The sequence below is a fragment of the Pantoea wallisii genome, assembly GCF_002095485.1.
Classification (GTDB): Bacteria; Pseudomonadota; Gammaproteobacteria; order Enterobacterales; family Enterobacteriaceae; genus Pantoea; species Pantoea wallisii.
The window spans coordinates 14,935-30,551 of record NZ_MLFS01000014.1 but is presented as its reverse complement, the minus strand read 5'-3'; the positions used below and the strand labels follow the sequence as shown (position 1 = coordinate 30,551).

The 15,617-nt window shown below is 57.2% G+C and carries 18 protein-coding genes, 1 other RNA gene and 1 pseudogene; 6 read left to right on the top strand and 14 right to left on the bottom strand.

The window, feature by feature from the left end; translation table 11 throughout:
• Window positions 1-3: 3 nt before the first annotated feature.
• Window positions 4-1,914, top strand: coding sequence for a BglG family transcription antiterminator (locus tag HA48_RS07240; RefSeq protein WP_128600425.1), 1,911 nt, complete (start codon window positions 4-6; stop codon window positions 1,912-1,914).
• A gap of 119 nt (window positions 1,915-2,033) precedes the next feature.
• On the opposite strand, the gene HA48_RS07235 is transcribed toward HA48_RS07240, so the two are convergent.
• Window positions 2,034-2,933 carry a LysR family transcriptional regulator gene (locus tag HA48_RS07235; protein WP_128600424.1) on the bottom strand — a complete coding sequence of 300 codons (900 nt, stop codon included), beginning with the start codon at window positions 2,931-2,933 and terminating at the stop codon, window positions 2,034-2,036.
• Window positions 2,934-3,062: 129 nt separating this feature from the next.
• Between HA48_RS07235 and HA48_RS07230 the strand changes: the two genes are divergently transcribed.
• A complete protein-coding gene (locus HA48_RS07230) occupies window positions 3,063-3,764 on the top strand; it encodes a pirin family protein (protein ID WP_128600423.1) in 702 nt (233 codons plus the stop codon).
• Window positions 3,765-3,973: 209 nt separating this feature from the next.
• Here the strand turns inward: HA48_RS07230 and dolP are convergent, their stop codons facing one another.
• From dolP to HA48_RS07210, 4 genes and pseudogenes are all read right to left on the bottom strand, one after another.
• Complete coding sequence (gene dolP / locus HA48_RS07225; protein ID WP_128600422.1) at window positions 3,974-4,546, bottom strand: division/outer membrane stress-associated lipid-binding lipoprotein; 573 nt, start codon at window positions 4,544-4,546, stop codon at window positions 3,974-3,976.
• A 14-nt stretch (window positions 4,547-4,560) separates the two neighbouring features.
• The gene (diaA, locus tag HA48_RS07220) at window positions 4,561-5,148 is read right to left on the bottom strand and encodes a DnaA initiator-associating protein DiaA (RefSeq protein WP_128600421.1); all 588 of its coding nucleotides are present in this window, start codon (window positions 5,146-5,148) and stop codon (window positions 4,561-4,563) included.
• Window positions 5,149-5,162: 14 nt separating this feature from the next.
• Entirely contained in the window at window positions 5,163-5,558 is a 396-nt protein-coding gene (locus HA48_RS07215) for a YraN family protein (RefSeq protein ID WP_128600420.1), read from the bottom strand.
• Window positions 5,516-7,540, bottom strand: a pseudogene (locus tag HA48_RS07210) (penicillin-binding protein activator). The gene HA48_RS07215 and the pseudogene HA48_RS07210 overlap by 43 nt, the downstream one beginning before the upstream one ends.
• 62 nt (window positions 7,541-7,602) lie before the next feature.
• Between HA48_RS07210 and rsmI the strand changes: the two are divergent.
• The 4 genes from rsmI to mdtI all read left to right on the top strand — a co-directional run bounded on the left by rsmI (window position 7,603) and on the right by mdtI (window position 10,113).
• On the top strand, window positions 7,603-8,466 hold the full coding sequence (rsmI, locus tag HA48_RS07205) for a 16S rRNA (cytidine(1402)-2'-O)-methyltransferase (RefSeq protein ID WP_128600419.1): 864 nt from the start codon (window positions 7,603-7,605) through the stop codon (window positions 8,464-8,466).
• Window positions 8,467-8,499: 33 nt separating this feature from the next.
• Window positions 8,500-8,876: RNase P RNA component class A (gene rnpB, locus HA48_RS07200), an RNA gene on the top strand.
• Between the two features lie 570 nt (window positions 8,877-9,446).
• Window positions 9,447-9,797, top strand: coding sequence for a multidrug/spermidine efflux SMR transporter subunit MdtJ (gene mdtJ, locus HA48_RS07195; RefSeq protein WP_128600418.1), 351 nt, complete (start codon window positions 9,447-9,449; stop codon window positions 9,795-9,797).
• Window positions 9,784-10,113, top strand: coding sequence for a multidrug/spermidine efflux SMR transporter subunit MdtI (gene mdtI / locus HA48_RS07190; protein ID WP_128600417.1), 330 nt, complete (start codon window positions 9,784-9,786; stop codon window positions 10,111-10,113). Before mdtJ ends, mdtI begins: the two co-directional genes overlap by 14 nt.
• Window positions 10,114-10,169: 56 nt before the next feature.
• Here the strand turns inward: mdtI and HA48_RS07185 are convergent, their stop codons facing one another.
• The 9 genes from HA48_RS07185 to exuR form a co-directional block, all read right to left on the bottom strand.
• The gene (locus HA48_RS07185) at window positions 10,170-11,144 is read right to left on the bottom strand and encodes a glutathione S-transferase family protein (RefSeq protein WP_128600416.1); all 975 of its coding nucleotides are present in this window, start codon (window positions 11,142-11,144) and stop codon (window positions 10,170-10,172) included.
• A gap of 80 nt (window positions 11,145-11,224) precedes the next feature.
• Window positions 11,225-11,635: a DoxX family protein gene (locus tag HA48_RS07180; RefSeq protein ID WP_128600415.1), complete on the bottom strand. Its 411-nt coding sequence runs from the start codon at window positions 11,633-11,635 to the stop codon at window positions 11,225-11,227.
• 205 nt (window positions 11,636-11,840) lie between these two features.
• Entirely contained in the window at window positions 11,841-12,125 is a 285-nt protein-coding gene (locus tag HA48_RS07175) for a YqjK-like family protein (RefSeq protein ID WP_128600414.1), read from the bottom strand.
• Complete coding sequence (locus tag HA48_RS07170) at window positions 12,122-12,517, bottom strand: phage holin family protein (RefSeq protein ID WP_128600413.1); 396 nt, start codon at window positions 12,515-12,517, stop codon at window positions 12,122-12,124. The genes HA48_RS07175 and HA48_RS07170 overlap by 4 nt, the downstream gene beginning before the upstream one ends.
• 1 nt (window position 12,518) lies before the next feature.
• Window positions 12,519-12,824: an ElaB/YgaM/YqjD family protein gene (locus HA48_RS07165; RefSeq protein ID WP_128600412.1), complete on the bottom strand. Its 306-nt coding sequence runs from the start codon at window positions 12,822-12,824 to the stop codon at window positions 12,519-12,521.
• Window positions 12,825-12,858: 34 nt separating this feature from the next.
• Window positions 12,859-13,230, bottom strand: coding sequence for a DUF1090 domain-containing protein (locus HA48_RS07160; RefSeq protein WP_139807977.1), 372 nt, complete (start codon window positions 13,228-13,230; stop codon window positions 12,859-12,861).
• A 164-nt stretch (window positions 13,231-13,394) separates the two neighbouring features.
• Window positions 13,395-13,763, bottom strand: coding sequence for an EnvZ/OmpR regulon moderator MzrA (gene mzrA / locus HA48_RS07155; RefSeq protein WP_128600410.1), 369 nt, complete (start codon window positions 13,761-13,763; stop codon window positions 13,395-13,397).
• Window positions 13,763-14,437: a DedA family protein gene (locus HA48_RS07150; protein ID WP_128600409.1), complete on the bottom strand. Its 675-nt coding sequence runs from the start codon at window positions 14,435-14,437 to the stop codon at window positions 13,763-13,765. The genes mzrA and HA48_RS07150 overlap by 1 nt, the downstream gene beginning before the upstream one ends.
• 320 nt (window positions 14,438-14,757) lie before the next feature.
• Window positions 14,758-15,510, bottom strand: coding sequence for a transcriptional regulator ExuR (exuR, locus tag HA48_RS07145; RefSeq protein ID WP_128600408.1), 753 nt, complete (start codon window positions 15,508-15,510; stop codon window positions 14,758-14,760).
• Window positions 15,511-15,617 lie beyond the last annotated feature (107 nt).

Sequence of the window (15,617 nt, the reverse complement as noted above, 5' to 3'; positions counted from 1 at the left end):
TCCGTGAGATTTCCCAACCAGCGTCTGGCTCAACTTTTCGCTGCGCTGCAAAACGAAACGCTGCCGCAGGATGAGCTGGCGCGGCGTTTTTCTGTTTCAACGCGCACGGTGCGTACCGATATCACGGCGCTGAACGCCCTGCTGGCGCAACATGGCGCCCGGTTTGTGCTGGCGCGCGGCGCAGGGTATCAGCTGAAAGTGGACGATGCGGCGCGCTTTGACCGGCTGCAGGAGGAGAGCGCCGCGCCGCTGCGGGTACCGCGCACGTCGCAGGATCGCGTGCGCTATCTGCTGTGCCGCTTCCTTACCGCTGCCTGGTCGCTCAAGCTGGAGGATCTCTCGGAGGAGTGGTTTGTCAGCCGCGCCACCCTGCAAAGCGACATGGCAGAGGTGCGCGAGTGGCTGGGCCGCTATCACCTGAATATTGAAACCAAACCGCGCTACGGCATGAAGCTGTTTGGCAGTGAAGCGGCAATTCGCACCTGCCTGACCGATCTGCTGTGGCAAATCGATCAGGAGACGCCGGAGAGCCCGCTGCTGAGCGTCGAGGCGCTGCACAGCGGCATGCTGCAGCAGCTGCAACCGCTGCTGCAGCACTGTTTCGCCCGCCACGCGATCCGCCTGAGCGACGAAGGCGAGCGCTATCTGCACATCTACTGTGCGGTGGCGGTGCGGCGCATCAGCGAAGGGTTTCCGCTTAACGATCCTGGCGCTGAAGATGTCGGGGAAGAGGTACGCGAGGCGGCGCACGATCTGGTCAACCTGCTGCGGCCACTGGTGGGCAAAGCAGTGTCACAGGCGGAGGAGAACTGGCTGCGCGTCAATATCGCCGCGCGTCAGATTCAGGTGCTGGCCCCCAGCACCATCAACGCCGATGACGCCGATGCGCTGGTGGATTACCTGCTGAATTACATCAACATGCACTACAACTACCGGCTGCAGCAGGATGAGCAGCTGCGCGCCGATCTGCTCACCCATATCAAAACCATGATTACCCGGGTGCGCTACCAGATACATATTCCCAATCCGTTACTGAGCAACATCAAGCAGCACTATCCGATGGCGTATGACGTAACGCTGGCTGCGGTGACCAGCTGGGGTAAATATACGCCCTATACCATCAGCGAGAACGAGATCGGTTTTCTGGTGCTGCATATCGGCGTCGGGCTGGAGCGGCATTACGATGTCGGTTATCAGCGCCATCCCCGGGTGTTGCTGGTGTGCGACAGCGGCAACTCTACCCTGCGCATGATTGAAGCGCTGCTGCTGCGCAAATACCCACAGCTGGTGGTGACGGCGCGCCTGTCGCAGCGCGACTACGAGATGCGGGAACAGATCGATGAAGATTTCGTGATCTCCACCGTGCGTCTGAGCGAGAAAAACACCCCGGTGGTTGTGATGTCGCCGTTCCCTTCTGGCTTCCAGCTGGAGCAGCTTGGCAAGCTGGTGCTGGTGGATCGCACGCGGCCCTACATGCTGGAGAAGTACTTTGACGCGCAGCACTTCCTGGTGCTTGACCAGCCGATCAGCCAGTCGGCGCTGTTTCAGCGCTTGTGCGATCAGCTACAGGCGGAAGGCTATGTCGAGGGGGATTTTTACCCCTCCGTGGAGGAGCGCGAAGCGATCGTGAGCACCCTGCTGGGCGAAGGCATCGCGCTGCCGCACTCGCTGGGTTTGCTGGCAAAGAGAACCGTGGTCTATACGGTGCTGGCGCCCCATGGCGTAAGCTGGGGAGATGAGACCGCGTCGGTGATTTTCCTGCTGGCCATCAGCAAGAGCGAATATGAAGAGGCGATGGCGATTTACGATCTGTTCGTGACGTTTTTACGCGAGCGGGCGATGACGCGCCTGCGCGACTGCACTGACTTTGTCAGCTTTAAAGCGGTAGCGATGGATTGCCTGAGCCGGATGTGATCGGTGCTGTCTGGCCCCCAGGCATCCTCATCAGGCTGCGGTCGCCATGAGCGGCGGCCCTACAGTTGCAAACCTGATTTTCGTAGGGTACGCATTTATGCGCACCTGGCATTCTCAACCTAACCACGCTTTGCCAGCAGCTTAGGGATCTCGCGCAGGCACCAGGCTTTCGCTTCGCCCATGCTGTCGCGGCGCCACGCCATGATAATATCCACCTCGCGCGTGTACTCGGCGCTGACTACGCGCAGGCGCCCTTCAGCAATGTCCTTCTCCACCATCGGGTAGGGCATTGTTGCCACGCCAAGCCCGGCCAGCAGCGCGCGGCGCTTGTCATCCATGCTGCTCACCGTCAACCGCTGCTGTTTATCCAGCAGCTGCACCGTCAGCACCGGACGCTCGCGTGCGGTATCGGCCACCGCAATGCCGCGATATTTCACGCGCGTCACTTCGGATAACGGCTCCGCTTCCTGATGAATGGGATGATCCGGGCTGGCAACGTAGACGCTCATGACGCTATACAGTTTGCGCGTATTGATCTCGGTAGAGGCGCGGAAGTGCATATCCGGCGCAATCACGATATCGGCGCGCCCCTGCTCCAGCCGCTCCCAGGCACCGGCCAGCACTTCCGTGACCAGCGAAATCTGCGTATTGGCTTTCTCTGACAGTTTTCCCACCAGCGGAAAGAGCAGGTCGGTGGGAATCAGCGCTTCGGCAACGATGGTGAGATGGGTCTCCCAGCCGCGCGCCAGCGCTTCGGCATCGGTCGTAAGCTTATCGGCCGCCTCCAGCAGTACGCGGCCCCGCTCCAGCAGCATACGGCCGACGTTGGTGAACTTGGTGCGGTGGCCGGAGCGGTCGAACAGCACCACATCCAGCTCCTCTTCCAGCTTCTGCATGGTGTAGCTCAGGGCCGAAGGAACACGACCCAGTTCATCAGCCGCAGCGGCAAAGCTGCCGCGCCGGTCGATAGCATCCATCACACGTAAAGCTTCTAACGTTAACGCGCGCTCTTTTGCCATGCCGCTTCTCTGTCAGTAAATTTGAATATGCCAGGCAGATTAACTGGCTAACAATCCGGCGTCCAGCCTTTTACCATTGACGTATAAAGCCTGTGGTCGATTCTCACCACAGTGCGTCGGAGGTAAAGCATGATGACAACCCGCTGCGCGTCCGCATGTGGCCAGGCCGATTTCGGTTGGTTGCAGGCGCGTTATAGCTTCTCATTTGGCCACTATTTTGATCCTGAACTGATGGGCTACGCCTCGCTGCGCGTGCTCAATCAGGAAGTGCTGGCGCCCGGTGCCGCCTTCCAGCCGCGTAGCTATCCGCCGGTGGATGTGCTTAATCTGGTGCTGCAGGGTGAAGCAGAGTATCGCGATAGCGAGGGGAATCACCTGATCGCCCGCGCCGGCGAAGCGATGCTGCTTTCAGCGCGTCAGGGCGTCACTTACAGTGAACTCAATATCAGCAAAGATCGTCCGTTAACGCGGATGCAGCTGTGGCTGGCCGCCTGTCCGGAGCGTGAAAATCCGCTGCTGCAGAGAGTCGCACTGCCGGAGCAGACGCATCTGCTGCTGGCTTCGCCAGACGGTGCAGATGGCAGCATGCAGCTGCGCCAGCAGGTGTGGGTGCATCAGGTGACGCTGCAACCGGGTGAGCAGCATAGCGTGCAGCTGCACGGTCCGCGCGCCTATCTGCAATCGATTCACGGTTCCCTGGATGTGCAGGCGAGCAGCGCCAGCCAGGAGAAGCTGAGCTGCGGTGACGGTGCGTTTTTGAGTGAAGAGAATCAGATCACCCTGCAGGCGAAAACGCCGCTGCGGGCGCTGGTGATTGATCTGCCGCAGTAATACGCAGTGGGTTGCGGTCACCATTAATGGCGACCCTACAGGGATGCAGTAATACCCGGCAAACCCGAAGCCATATCGGGTGCGCATTTATGCGCACCTGCCAATCCCGAAGCCGTTTGTAGGGTGCGCATTCATGCGCACCAGGTCAATCCCGAGGCCGTTTGTAGGGTGCGCATTTATGCGCACCTGCCAAAGCCACCTCGTTCAGGTTATTTGAGCAGCGTAAACGCTGTCGTAACGTGTTTCACGCCGCTCACCCGGCTGGCAATATCGGCGGCTGCGGTGGCTTCCTGCTGCGTAACCAGACCCAGCAGGAACACTTCACCATTTTCCGTGGTCACTTTCACGTTCGAGGATTTCACCTGATCGCTGCCCAGCAGCTGTGAGCGGATTTTGGTGGTGATCCAGGTATCGGAGGATGACGTGCCCAGGCTCACTTTCTGCCCGGTACGGATCTCGTTATACACTTCGGTCGCGCCATCCACGCCCATGGCGATCTGCTTCGCGCGGCTGGCGAGGTCAGCTGATGGCGACTGGCCGGTCAGCAGCACTTTGCCCTGATAAGCGGTCACGACAACGCGCGCCTGACTCTTAAGTTGTTCATCTTTTGCCAGCGCATTGGTCACGCGCAGCTCCAGCGTACCGTCATCCACCTGGGTACCAACGGTGCGCGGATCGGTCGCGGTTTTCGTGGCAACGGCGGCGCCGCCGGCCACCACCGCAACGCAGCCTTGCAGCAGCAGGGCCGTACACAGAATGGCGATAGCGTTCAATGCTTTCATTTGAGCTCCTTCAGTCATTCCTGGTGTGGGAACAAGGTGTTATCAATCAAATCACACAGGCAGTTCAGCGTCAGCATGTGCATCTCCTGAATGCGTGCACTGCGATGTGATGGAATGCGAATTTCCACGTCGTGTGGGCCCAGCAGGCCCGCCAGTTCACCGCCATCATGGCCGGTCAGCGCAACGATAGTCATATCGCGGGTAACCGCAGCTTCCACCGCTTTGACAATATCGCGGGTGTTGCCGCGGGTAGAGATAGCCAGCAAAACATCGCCAGCCTGACCAAGCGCACGTACCTGCTTGGCGTAAATCTCGTCATGCAGACGATCGTTACTGATCGCTGTCAGCATCACGTTATCCGCGCTCAGCGCCAGCGCCGGCAGGCTGGGGCGTTCGGTCTCGAAACGATTAATCATGCTGGCGGCAAAGTGCTGCGCATTGGCGGCTGAAGCGCCGTTACCGCAGCTGAGAATTTTGTTCCCGTTCAGCAGCGACTGCACCAGCGTCATCGCGGCGCGGGAAATGGCATCCGGCAGCGCTTCGGCTGCGGCAATTTGCGTCTGAATACTCTCAGTAAAACACGCTTTAATTCTGTCCTGCACAAGACCACCTGGTTCTATCCATCGGCATTAAAGGCATCGGGCAGCCACTCCAGCTCGTGCCCGGTAATGGCAATGATGTCAAAACGGCAATTCACCGTATCAAAACTGCCGCCGCGTGCCAGCAACCACAATGCGGCGGCACGCAGCAGCTTTTGCTGTTTCTGGCGCGTCACACTGGCGGCAGCACCGCCGTAGCGCGCATCGCGCCGATAGCGCACTTCAACAAAGACCCAGCAATCGGCGTCGCGCATGATCAGGTCAATCTCTCCGCCACGGCACCGCACATTACTGGCGACCCACTGTAGCCCGGCGCGCTCCAGATAGCGACGCGCCTGCTGCTCCTGTTCAGCGCCAATGCGCTGACGGTTTATTGCACCGGAACGATCTGTCCCTGACGATACTGGTTCCACGTCAACTTCCTGTTGATTACGCAATCCGTGTCGGCGCTCAGTTTGCCGGTGTTGCCATCAATGGCAAAGCCAGGCACCTGGCGCATCTGGTTAAACTGATTCGCCAGCGTCCAGGCATCAATGCCCATCGCGTAGAGGCGCACCAGCGAATAGTCGTTATTAAACGACCGCGCCGCCTGCTGCATCAGGCCCGGATTAGCCCCGGACAGTAGCGGGATATCGCTGAACTGCAGGCCATCCATCTCCAGACGGAAGTCCGGACCGGCACCCGCTTGCGCGCTGCGTGAACTGGCGTACAGCGCCGTGTTATTGCGGCTGCTGGTGCGCATGGCAATCATCGGTTTGATCAGCTGCAGCTCATCCTGCTCGCCACAATATAGACCGCGTCCACACTGCCGCTGCTGGCTTCTGCCGCCGGTGCCGGCGCGCTGGTCTGCGGTGCCGGAATCGTCAGGCCGGCCACCGCCACGCTCTGTGCGGGATCTGCCTGCACCACCAGCGGCGTACCGCTCAGCGCAATACCGGCGCCGCTGTTGATACCCTGCTTCAGTTCGGACACGCCGCCGAAGCGCTGCTGCAGCACGGTAGCGCCGCCCAGCTTCTGCCACTCCAGCGCGAACGCCTTACCGATGCGATCGCCATAGCTGTTGCGTGGAATCAGCAGCAGCGGCTGGCGTTTGCCCTGATCCCAGATATGGTGCGCGGCATCGCGCGCTTCGTCTTCAGGAGAAAGCGCAAAATAGCAAATATTCGGATGGTTCTGGATCTGCTCCGGCTCGTTAAGCGCCAGCACATTAAGCGGCGTCTGGCTGTTAGCCACCTCCTCAACGTGATTTTTCAGCAGTGGGCCGACGACCAGCGTCGCGCCATCCTGCTGCGCCTGCTGCATCACCTGCGCGATGGGCTGGCTGCTGGTGTCATACACTTTTACCTGCGCGCTACTGTTGGGCTGAGCGGCGGCGGGTTGAGGGGGCGGGCTGCGGCTGCTCTGTCTGAGCGGGCGTGTTCGCGGCGGCTGCCGGACTGACCACTGCGTTGGCTTCGGCATCCGGTTGCGGCGCGCTGCCATCGGTGGCGGCCGGTGCTGGCGTAGCGGGCTGAGGCGCGGGCGCATTCAGCACACCGTTTTTGGCATCGTTAAAGCCTTTCTGGATAGCGTTCGCAAACACCTGTGCCTGACCGTTGAGCGGCAGCAGCAGCGCAATGGTGTTGGTAGAGGCCGCGCTGAAATTTTTCACCTGGCTGAGTTGCGTCGGCAGGTTTTTCGCGCCGGGGTTCTGCGGATAGCGCGTCTGCCAGTCGGCGATAGCGGCTTTCAGCATCTGCGGATCCTGGCTATTCGCGTGCCAGGTATTCAGCAGATCGAGCCAGCCCTGTAGCGTATTCTCGTCCGCATTGATCACCAGGCTGTTTAACTGGTCCTGCGTCAGTTGCGTCAGCGCCTGCCAGGTCGCATCAATATTGCTCTGGTGATCGGCGCCTTTCAGCAGCGGTTCCTGAGCGATATAGGCGCGTAACAGCGCGAGCGAAGGGCGATTTTGTGCAGCGGCGATCTGCAGCGCGTAATAGCGCACCTGCTGATCCTGCGACAAGCCATCACGCTTAATCTGCTCCAGCAACTGCTGTGCACCATTGAAATCCTGCTGCGCGATCTGCATCTGCGCCCGCAGTAATAGCAGCTCCTGCTGTTGCGTATCCGTCAGCTGCTGCGGCAGCTGAGTCACCTGATTTTGCGCCTGCGGATACTTTCCTTCCTTCAGCAGGGCACGGATGGCAAGTAATTGCCAGTCGGTCTTGCTATCATCGCTGCTTTGCTGCACCTGTTGCAGATAATAGTCAGACCGGCCCGTTGCAGGACCCTGAATATTGACGTTAGAGGTTTGCTGCGGTCCCTGACCGCTACAGGCGGCTAAAATCAGCCCAGCGAGAAGAACAGGTACAAAGCGTCCTGCTTTATGACGTACGACTTTTGAAGGAAGCATACTGTATCCAGTGATGTTTTTTTCAAGATGCTCAATATTAAATCGGCAATTCGGATGAAACAATGAAACAACTCGATCGGGCAGAGATTTCTGCCAGCACGCTCTATATCGTTCCTACCCCGATCGGTAACCTGGGTGACATCACGCAACGTGCGCTGACGGTGCTTGCCAGCGTCGATCTGGTCGCAGCGGAAGATACACGTCATACCGGGCTGTTGCTACAACATTTCGCCATCAATGCGCGGCTGTTCGCACTTCACGACCATAACGAGCAGCAGAAAGCCGATGTGCTGTTAGCGAAGCTCCAGGAGGGCCAGAGCATTGCGCTGGTCTCGGATGCGGGCACGCCGTTAATCAACGATCCGGGCTATCATCTGGTGCGTCGCTGCCGTGAAGCCGGCGTGCGCGTAGTGCCGTTACCAGGCGCCTGCGCAGCGATTACAGCATTAAGCGCGGCGGGGTTACCGTCCGATCGTTTCTGTTACGAAGGGTTTCTGCCTGCCAAAAGCAAAGGGCGCTGCGATGCGCTGCGGGCGTTGAGCGAGGAGCCGCGTACCCTGATTTTTTACGAATCTACCCACCGCGTGCTCGATACCCTGCAGGATATGGTGAGCGTGTGGGGTACCGAGCGCTACGTGGTGCTGGCACGCGAGCTGACTAAAACCTGGGAGTCGCTGCATGGCGCACCGGTCGGCGAGCTACTGGCGTGGGTGCAGGAGGATGAAAACCGCCGCAAGGGGGAGATGGCGCTGATCGTCGAAGGGCATAAAGCCGATGAAGAGGCCCTGCCGGCGGAGGCGCTGCGCACGCTGGCGCTGCTGCAGGCCGAACTGCCCCTGAAAAAGGCGGCGGCGCTGACAGCAGAAATTCATAGCGTGAAGAAGAATGCGCTCTACAAGTATGCGCTGGAGCAGCAAGAGGCGTGACAAATGGCGGCGGATCGCCTATTATCCCGCGCCGAAGCTGACCAGACAGTCGCCGCTTTGTCGTCGTCCCTTTCGGGGGAGACAGGCAGAGGGGAGGAAAGTCCGGGCTCCATAGGGCAGGGTGCCAGGTAACGCCTGGGGGGCGCAAGCCTACGACCAGTGCAACAGAGAGCAAACCGCCGATGGCCCAGTAATGGGATCAGGTAAGGGTGAAAGGGTGCGGTAAGAGCGCACCGCGCGGCTGGCAACAGTTCGTGGCACGGTAAACTCCACCCGGAGCAAGGCCAAATAGGGGTTCACAAGGTACGGCCCGTACTGAACCCGGGTAGGCTGCTTGAGCCAGTGAGCGATTGCTGGCCTAGATGAATGACTGTCCACGACAGAACCCGGCTTATCGGTCAGTTTCGACTTATTACCAACAAACCCCGCTCCGGCGGGGTTTTGTTTTTTAACGGCGATGAATGACTGTCCACTCCACTCTCTATGAAAAGAACGCGGCTTACCGGTCAGTGTCGACTTATTACCAACAAACCCCGCTCCGGCGGGGTTTTGTTTTTCATCTTATTTTTTACAAACACCATTCCTACCTTTTTTTGACTTCTTAATTACAAACCTCTCTGAATAGTTTATTTTCAGGTCAGGTATCGCGCGCGCCGGAATTATTACCAGCGTAAAGAAACGCAAATTCCCGCTAATGGGGCGGCCCTTATGCCAGAATAAGCGCGTGTTTAACTTCTGAGGACAATTTTTCATCCACACCGGGAAAAGCAACAGCGTGGATAAGTTGTAAATTTATGGACAAACGCTTCGCCGCTATGCGGTTTTTACCCTCTCCAGACTTCCGTCACGCCTCCTGTTCCGTCCGCGATCGGCACTGGCGCTTCGCGCTGTAGATTCTCTCTCCTTTTTTACGCACTTTTTCCCGACCAGCACGCCTGTTACGCGTGGGTCGCACCTGTTTCTCATTAAGGAGAGAAATCATGCTGTATTGGATTTTATTAGCGCTTGCTATCCTTGCTGAAATAACCGGCACCATCTCCATGAAATGGGCCAGCGTTAATGGCGATAACAGCGGTTATTTACTGATGCTGTTTATGATCGCGCTGTCCTATATTTTCTTGTCATTTGCCGTAAAACGTATCGCACTCGGCGTGGCTTACGCAATGTGGGAAGGTATCGGTATTCTGTTTATTACGCTATTCAGCGTAATGTTATTTGATGAAGTACTTTCACCGATGAAAGTGGCTGGCTTATTGACGCTGATAACCGGCATTGTCCTGATCAAAACCGGTACCCGCTGCCGCAGGGAGTTGCGTCATGACAACGTTTAACTGGCTGCACTTTGGCTGGCTGGCGCTGGCGATTGTGCTGGAGATTGTGGCAAATATCTTTCTCAAATACACTAACGGCTTTCGCCGGCCGCTCTTCGGCGTGCTGTCGCTGGCGGCGGTGCTGGCTGCGTTCAGCGCTCTGGCTCAGGCGGTGAAAGGTATCGATCTCTCGGTCGCTTACGCGCTATGGGGCGGATTTGGTTTAGTGGCAACGGTTGCTGCAGGCTGGATCTTATTTGATCAACGTCTGAGCCGCCGTGGCTGGCTGGGCGTAGTGGTGCTGCTGACGGGAATGGTGCTGATTAAATTTGCCTGACAGGCCAGTAACAAAAGGGACCTTCTTCCTCTGCGGGAAGAAGGTCAGTAAGACCATCAGCCACGACCGTGCGGCTCGTCCCAGTCAAAAGCCGGCCCGAGTGAAATCACGCCGTTGGGGTTGATGGTTTTATGGCTGCCGTAGTAGTGATGACGAATGTGCGGCAGATTGACCGTCTCTGCGATACCGGGCATCTGATAGATATCACGCAGGAAGCCATTCAGGTTGCGATAATCGCTGATGCGATGACGGTCGCATTTAAAATGCGTTACATAGACGGGATCAAAGCGTACCAGCGTCGTCCACAGGCGCAGATCGGCTTCGGTCAGGCGATCGCCGGTCAGGTAGCGATGCTGGCCCAGAATCTGCTCCAGCCGCGCCAAAGAATGGAACAGTGCCGTCACGGACTCATCGTACGCGGCCTGCGAGGTCGCAAAACCGCTCTTGTACACGCCGTTATTTACCGTGTCGTAAATCCAGCCGTTCAGCTCATCAATTTTTTCACGCAGATCCGGCGGATAGTAGTCTCCGGCGCGTGCACCCTGCGCGTCAAAGGCGCTATTGAGCATGCGCATGATATCCGCTGACTCATTGCTCACAATGGTGTGCCGGGTTTTATCCCATAGCACCGGTACGGTAACGCGGCCGGTGTACTGGGGATCGGCATGCAGATAGAGCTGATAGAGAAACTCATTCTGATACAGCGAGTCGCCGGTAGCAGCGGGGAAGTCATCACCAAAGGTCCAGCCATTCTCCAGCATCAGCGGATGCACCACCGAAACGGAGATCATCTCTTCCAGTCCTTTCAGCTGGCGCATCAACAGCGTGCGATGTGCCCACGGACAGGCCAGCGAAACATATAAGTGGTAGCGATCGCGCTCTGCGGCAAAGCCTGCTTTACCGGTCGGCCCGGCGCTGCCATCGGCGGTCACCCAGTTGCGCCACACTGCTTCTGTGCGTTTGAAGCGGCCACCGGTTGACTTCGTATCGTACCAGGTGTCATGCCAGACACCGTCAATCAGTTGTCCCATAAGCCCCCCATAAAAAAAGAGGGCGAGGAAAATCCCCGCCCCTGCTATTCAGTATATGTGCTGTTGCACGGCTCGTGTGCTTAGCGTGCGGTTGCCGGCGCAAGACGCTGACGAATCAGGCGGTCAATACTGTATGCCCCCGGTCCTACCAGACCCAGCACCAGGAAACCACCGGCAATAGAGAGGTTCTTCATGAACATCAGCTGGTTAACACCTTCTGCAAAGTTACTGTGGAACAGGAAAGCGGTCAGCAGCGTGAAGCCAGCGGTGAACAGCGCAGTAAAACGGGTCAGGAAGCCAAACAGAATGGCCAGGCCACCGCCCAGTTCCAGCAGAATCACCAGCGGCAGCAGGAAGCCCGGCACGCCCATCGCCTGCATATATTGTGCGGTACCGGCATAACCGGTGACTTTACCCCAGCCCGCCGTAATGAACAGGATTGTCATCAATACGCGTGCCAGCAGCAGGCCTGAGTCTTCGAATTTTTTCATCATCTACTCCAACAAGGTTTTTCTTGCAGGTTGTTGGCCTGCGCGGTTTATATCCCGTTGAACAGTGATAAACGTTCGCCGGGCTGATGGAGGAAGATAATAATCGCGGCTTCGCGCAGTTGTAAGCGAGATAAACTGTCGAAGTTGTTCAGGAATATTGATAGATAAAAACCGGATCGATTAGATCCGGTTTATTATGAAGGGATTAACGTGTTGCCAGCGTGGATTTAATCATGCGCCAGGTGCTCCACAGGCCAAAGCCGCGTTTCGCCCAGCGCATAATGCGGTTCGGACTGCGGATAGACCAGATAGCCAGCGCGCTGCTGCCAATCGCCAGATAGCGGCGCATGCTGAGCAGCGTTAGCCAGCCGCGATCGTAATGCGCTGTTCCGGTCAGCCAGTCGCGACGCGCAGCGCTGAGATCCAGCCGCTGCTGTTGCACCTGGTTTAGCAGCTCGTGAATACGCGCTTCACGTTCGCGATTGCTCATGAATGGTGCTCCTCCAGCAGCTTGCGATCCGAATCCAGCTCTTTACGCGTATGGCGCAACAGCGTGGATTGCCGCGATTTGCGCAGCGTCCAGAGGCCAAAAATCAGCGCCAGCGCGAACAGCACGCCGGTGGTAATGGCAATTGCCATCAGCCGGTATTGCGCATCGACCGCCCAGATAATCAGCACCATCAGGCTCATTAAACCGAAAGCGGTAAACAGCATGGTCAGGCCTACCATAATCAGCATCTGAATCAGGTTGGCTTTTTCCTCTTCCAGCTCTACAACTGCAAGCCGGACGCGGGTTTCGACCATACTGACCAGCGTGGTGACGACGCGCTGTCCAATGTTGAAGACCCCTTTGCCTGGGCCGTGGCTCTGACTATCACTCATATCAGCGACGCGAAATCAGGATGCCGATCAACACACCCACGGCTGCACCGATACCGACGCCGTGCCATGGATTCTCGCGTACATAATCATCCGCTTTCTCTGCGGCTTCACGCGTGGTCTGCGCGATGCGCTCACCGGAATCGCCCAGACGCTCACGAGAGCTCTCAAGCGCACCGCGTGCTTTGTGACGCAGCTTATCAAGCTCAGATTTCGATTTGTCAGCGGAGCTGCTCAGCACTTCTTCCAGGGTGTCAGCAAGGTTTTTCAGTTCTGCGCGCAGATGTTCAGATGTGGTGTCTTTAGCCATGAAGTTCTCCATTACATCAATTAATTACGTCCGATTAGTAAGGCTCAGTTTCCAGCTTTTTCAGCTCATGCTGCGCCTCTTCCAGCTTACGCTCGCGCTTTTCGATCTTATCTTTATCGCCATCCTGGCGCTCCTCCTGCAGCTCCCGCTTCCGCTCAGCCACTTTGTGCTTCTGCGATTCGATGCGGTCAGCATGGGCGGTTTTCAGTTTCTCATCAGTACAGCCGGCGCGAACTTCGGTCAGCGCGCGCTCAAGGCCCGTTACCCGGCGCTGATTGTCATGCTGTTTTGCCATATCAATTTCGCGCTGAATATCCTGCTCTTTTTGCTGGCACAAAGATTCCGCAGCCAGCAGCGAACCAGAGAGAGAGAAAAGAATCGCACCAAGCAGTAATTGTTGTTTCATCAGGTATTTACCTTCCATTGTTGATGACCTGCCGCAAACCGGACAGGAGGGGCTTCCCAGCTCGCGCTATCTTTAAGGATAGACAGCCGTCGAAAAAATTCAAAGAAGACGCGGAGATAGCGGGGTAAAGAGAGGCCGCCCGGTTACTTTCCAGGCGGCAAGCGTTAGCTGTATGTCGGGCGATTGGCGTCCGCAACCTGCTGTGAAGCCTGCGGGCCCGTGGCTACCACGAAGCCCTGAGGCAGCAGGCGGCGCAGTACCTTCTGAGCGGCAAGACTCTGTTCTTCATTTTCGAAATGAATGACCAGCGCATCGCCCGCCGGCGTAATGCTCTTAATATGCACGCCCTGAGCAGAGAGCTGCTGATAGAGATAGAAGCCATCCGGCAGATTGGTGCCGCTGTGTGCGACGCGAATCTTGACCACGGTTTCATGCTGCATCAGTTCAGGCACCACGCTGATGGCGAGAAGCGCCAGCATGCCGGCACCCAGCCAGGGAAGTAAACGCCTGGGAAAACCACGAAGTTTGGTCATCACTGTGATTTCCCATCCTGTCCGGCCTGACGTTTACGCCACAACACTACCAGCGATCCCACCAGGCCCACCACCAGCAACACCAGCGGTAGCAGCATCAGGCAGAACATCAGTTCATCTTCATAGCGGCGGAAAATCGGCGTCTTGCCCAGCGCAAAACCGATGACGGTCAGTATCAGCACCCACAGGAAGCCACTGATCCAGTTAAAGAACTGGAAGCGGGCGTTATTCAGGCCGGAAAGGCCGGCGATGGTGGGCAGCAGCGTACGGACAAAAGCGATAAAACGCCCAATCAGCAGAGCGGATAAACCATGGCGATGGAACAGGCTGTGGGCGCGCTGATGATACTGCGCAGGCAGATGCGACAGCCATTTCTGTACCGTCGGCGTATTTCCCAGCCACCGTCCCTGGATATAACTGACCCAGCAACCGAGGCTGGCGCCGGTGGTCAGGATGAATAGCGTCATCGGAAAACTCAGGGTGCCTTTGGCAATCAGTACGCCAACCAGAATCAGCAGGCTATCGCCCGGTAAAAAGGCGGCAGGAAGCAGACCATTCTCCAGAAACAGAATCATGAACAGCATGCCGTAAATGGCCCACACCAGCGTGGGGTCGGAGAGCATTTCGTAATCCTGCTGCCACAGGGCGTGCAGCAGTGCTTTCAAAATATCCATCAATCATTCCCGAACATCATTGTTAAACGTGCCCGTAAGGGCTGAAGCGCAGGCTAAGGTGAGTTATACATTTTAGGTTTGCCGCCTGAGCAGGATTTTCCGGTTCCATCCGGAAGTGAACGTTAAATCAGCGACTTTTTAATGCCCTGTCGCAAAGGGTAAGAAAAGGGCGATAACTGTAACAAAAATCATGGGATTCAGACAGTGTAAAGTCACTGGCGCACAGGAGTTTTACCTTTTGACGCAGAGGGGCCAAAGGAGCTTTACACGAGCTGACACTATTGCAGATTAACTGACTTATTTGCCTGAAAAGCGCGCGCTTAAGGCAGGATGACCGGATTTTCGGCAAACATGTAACGGTCCACGTTAAATTCGAAATCATCCGCGGTCGCATCAAACAGCATCTGTTTAGTATTTTCCAGATGCTGCCACATTGCCAGCTTACTGGCGGCAGGATCTTTACGCATCAGCGCTTTGAGGATCTGATCGTGGTCATCGCACCAGCTGGTGATATGGCGATCATCAATGTGCTCGTGCAGCTTAAGCCAGTAGGGGTTGTGCAGCCGGTGCTGCCACATTTTTTCCACTATCTCCGCCAGCACGCTGTTTTGCGTGGACTGCGCAATGCGCACGTGGAACTCCATGTCCCAGGCCGAATCACGTGAATGGTCTTCGTGGCGTGCGCGCGCCTGGATCGCCATCAGCGCCACGATATCCTGCGGGGTGACCTGCGTGGCAGCGAACTCCGCCACGTTGCTTTCAATCAGCTGGCGCGCCTGTAGCAGCTCAAAGGGACCGTAGCTGGCAAACTCCAGCTGAGCCGGCGCGGATATCTGGCGCTGCGGCTGGCGGCTGATCACGTGAATGCCCGATCCCTTGCGCACTTCAACGTAGCCCTCCACTTCCAGCATGATAATGGCTTCGCGTACCACCGTGCGGCTCACCTGGCGCTCCTCCGCGATCAAACGCTCTGCCGGAAGTTTATCGCCCACGGCAAAACTGCCCGCTTCAATACGGCTTTTCAGTTCGCTGGCGAGCTGTTGATACAGGCGGCTTGATTCGGTCAGGTCCATGTTGCTGTTCATATTTTCTGGAAGATGAGTTGTTATACCACTTTGTGTGTGATGTGGCAAAGTACCCACCTTGTTATACCACTTTACAGCGTGTAAACCACAATTTG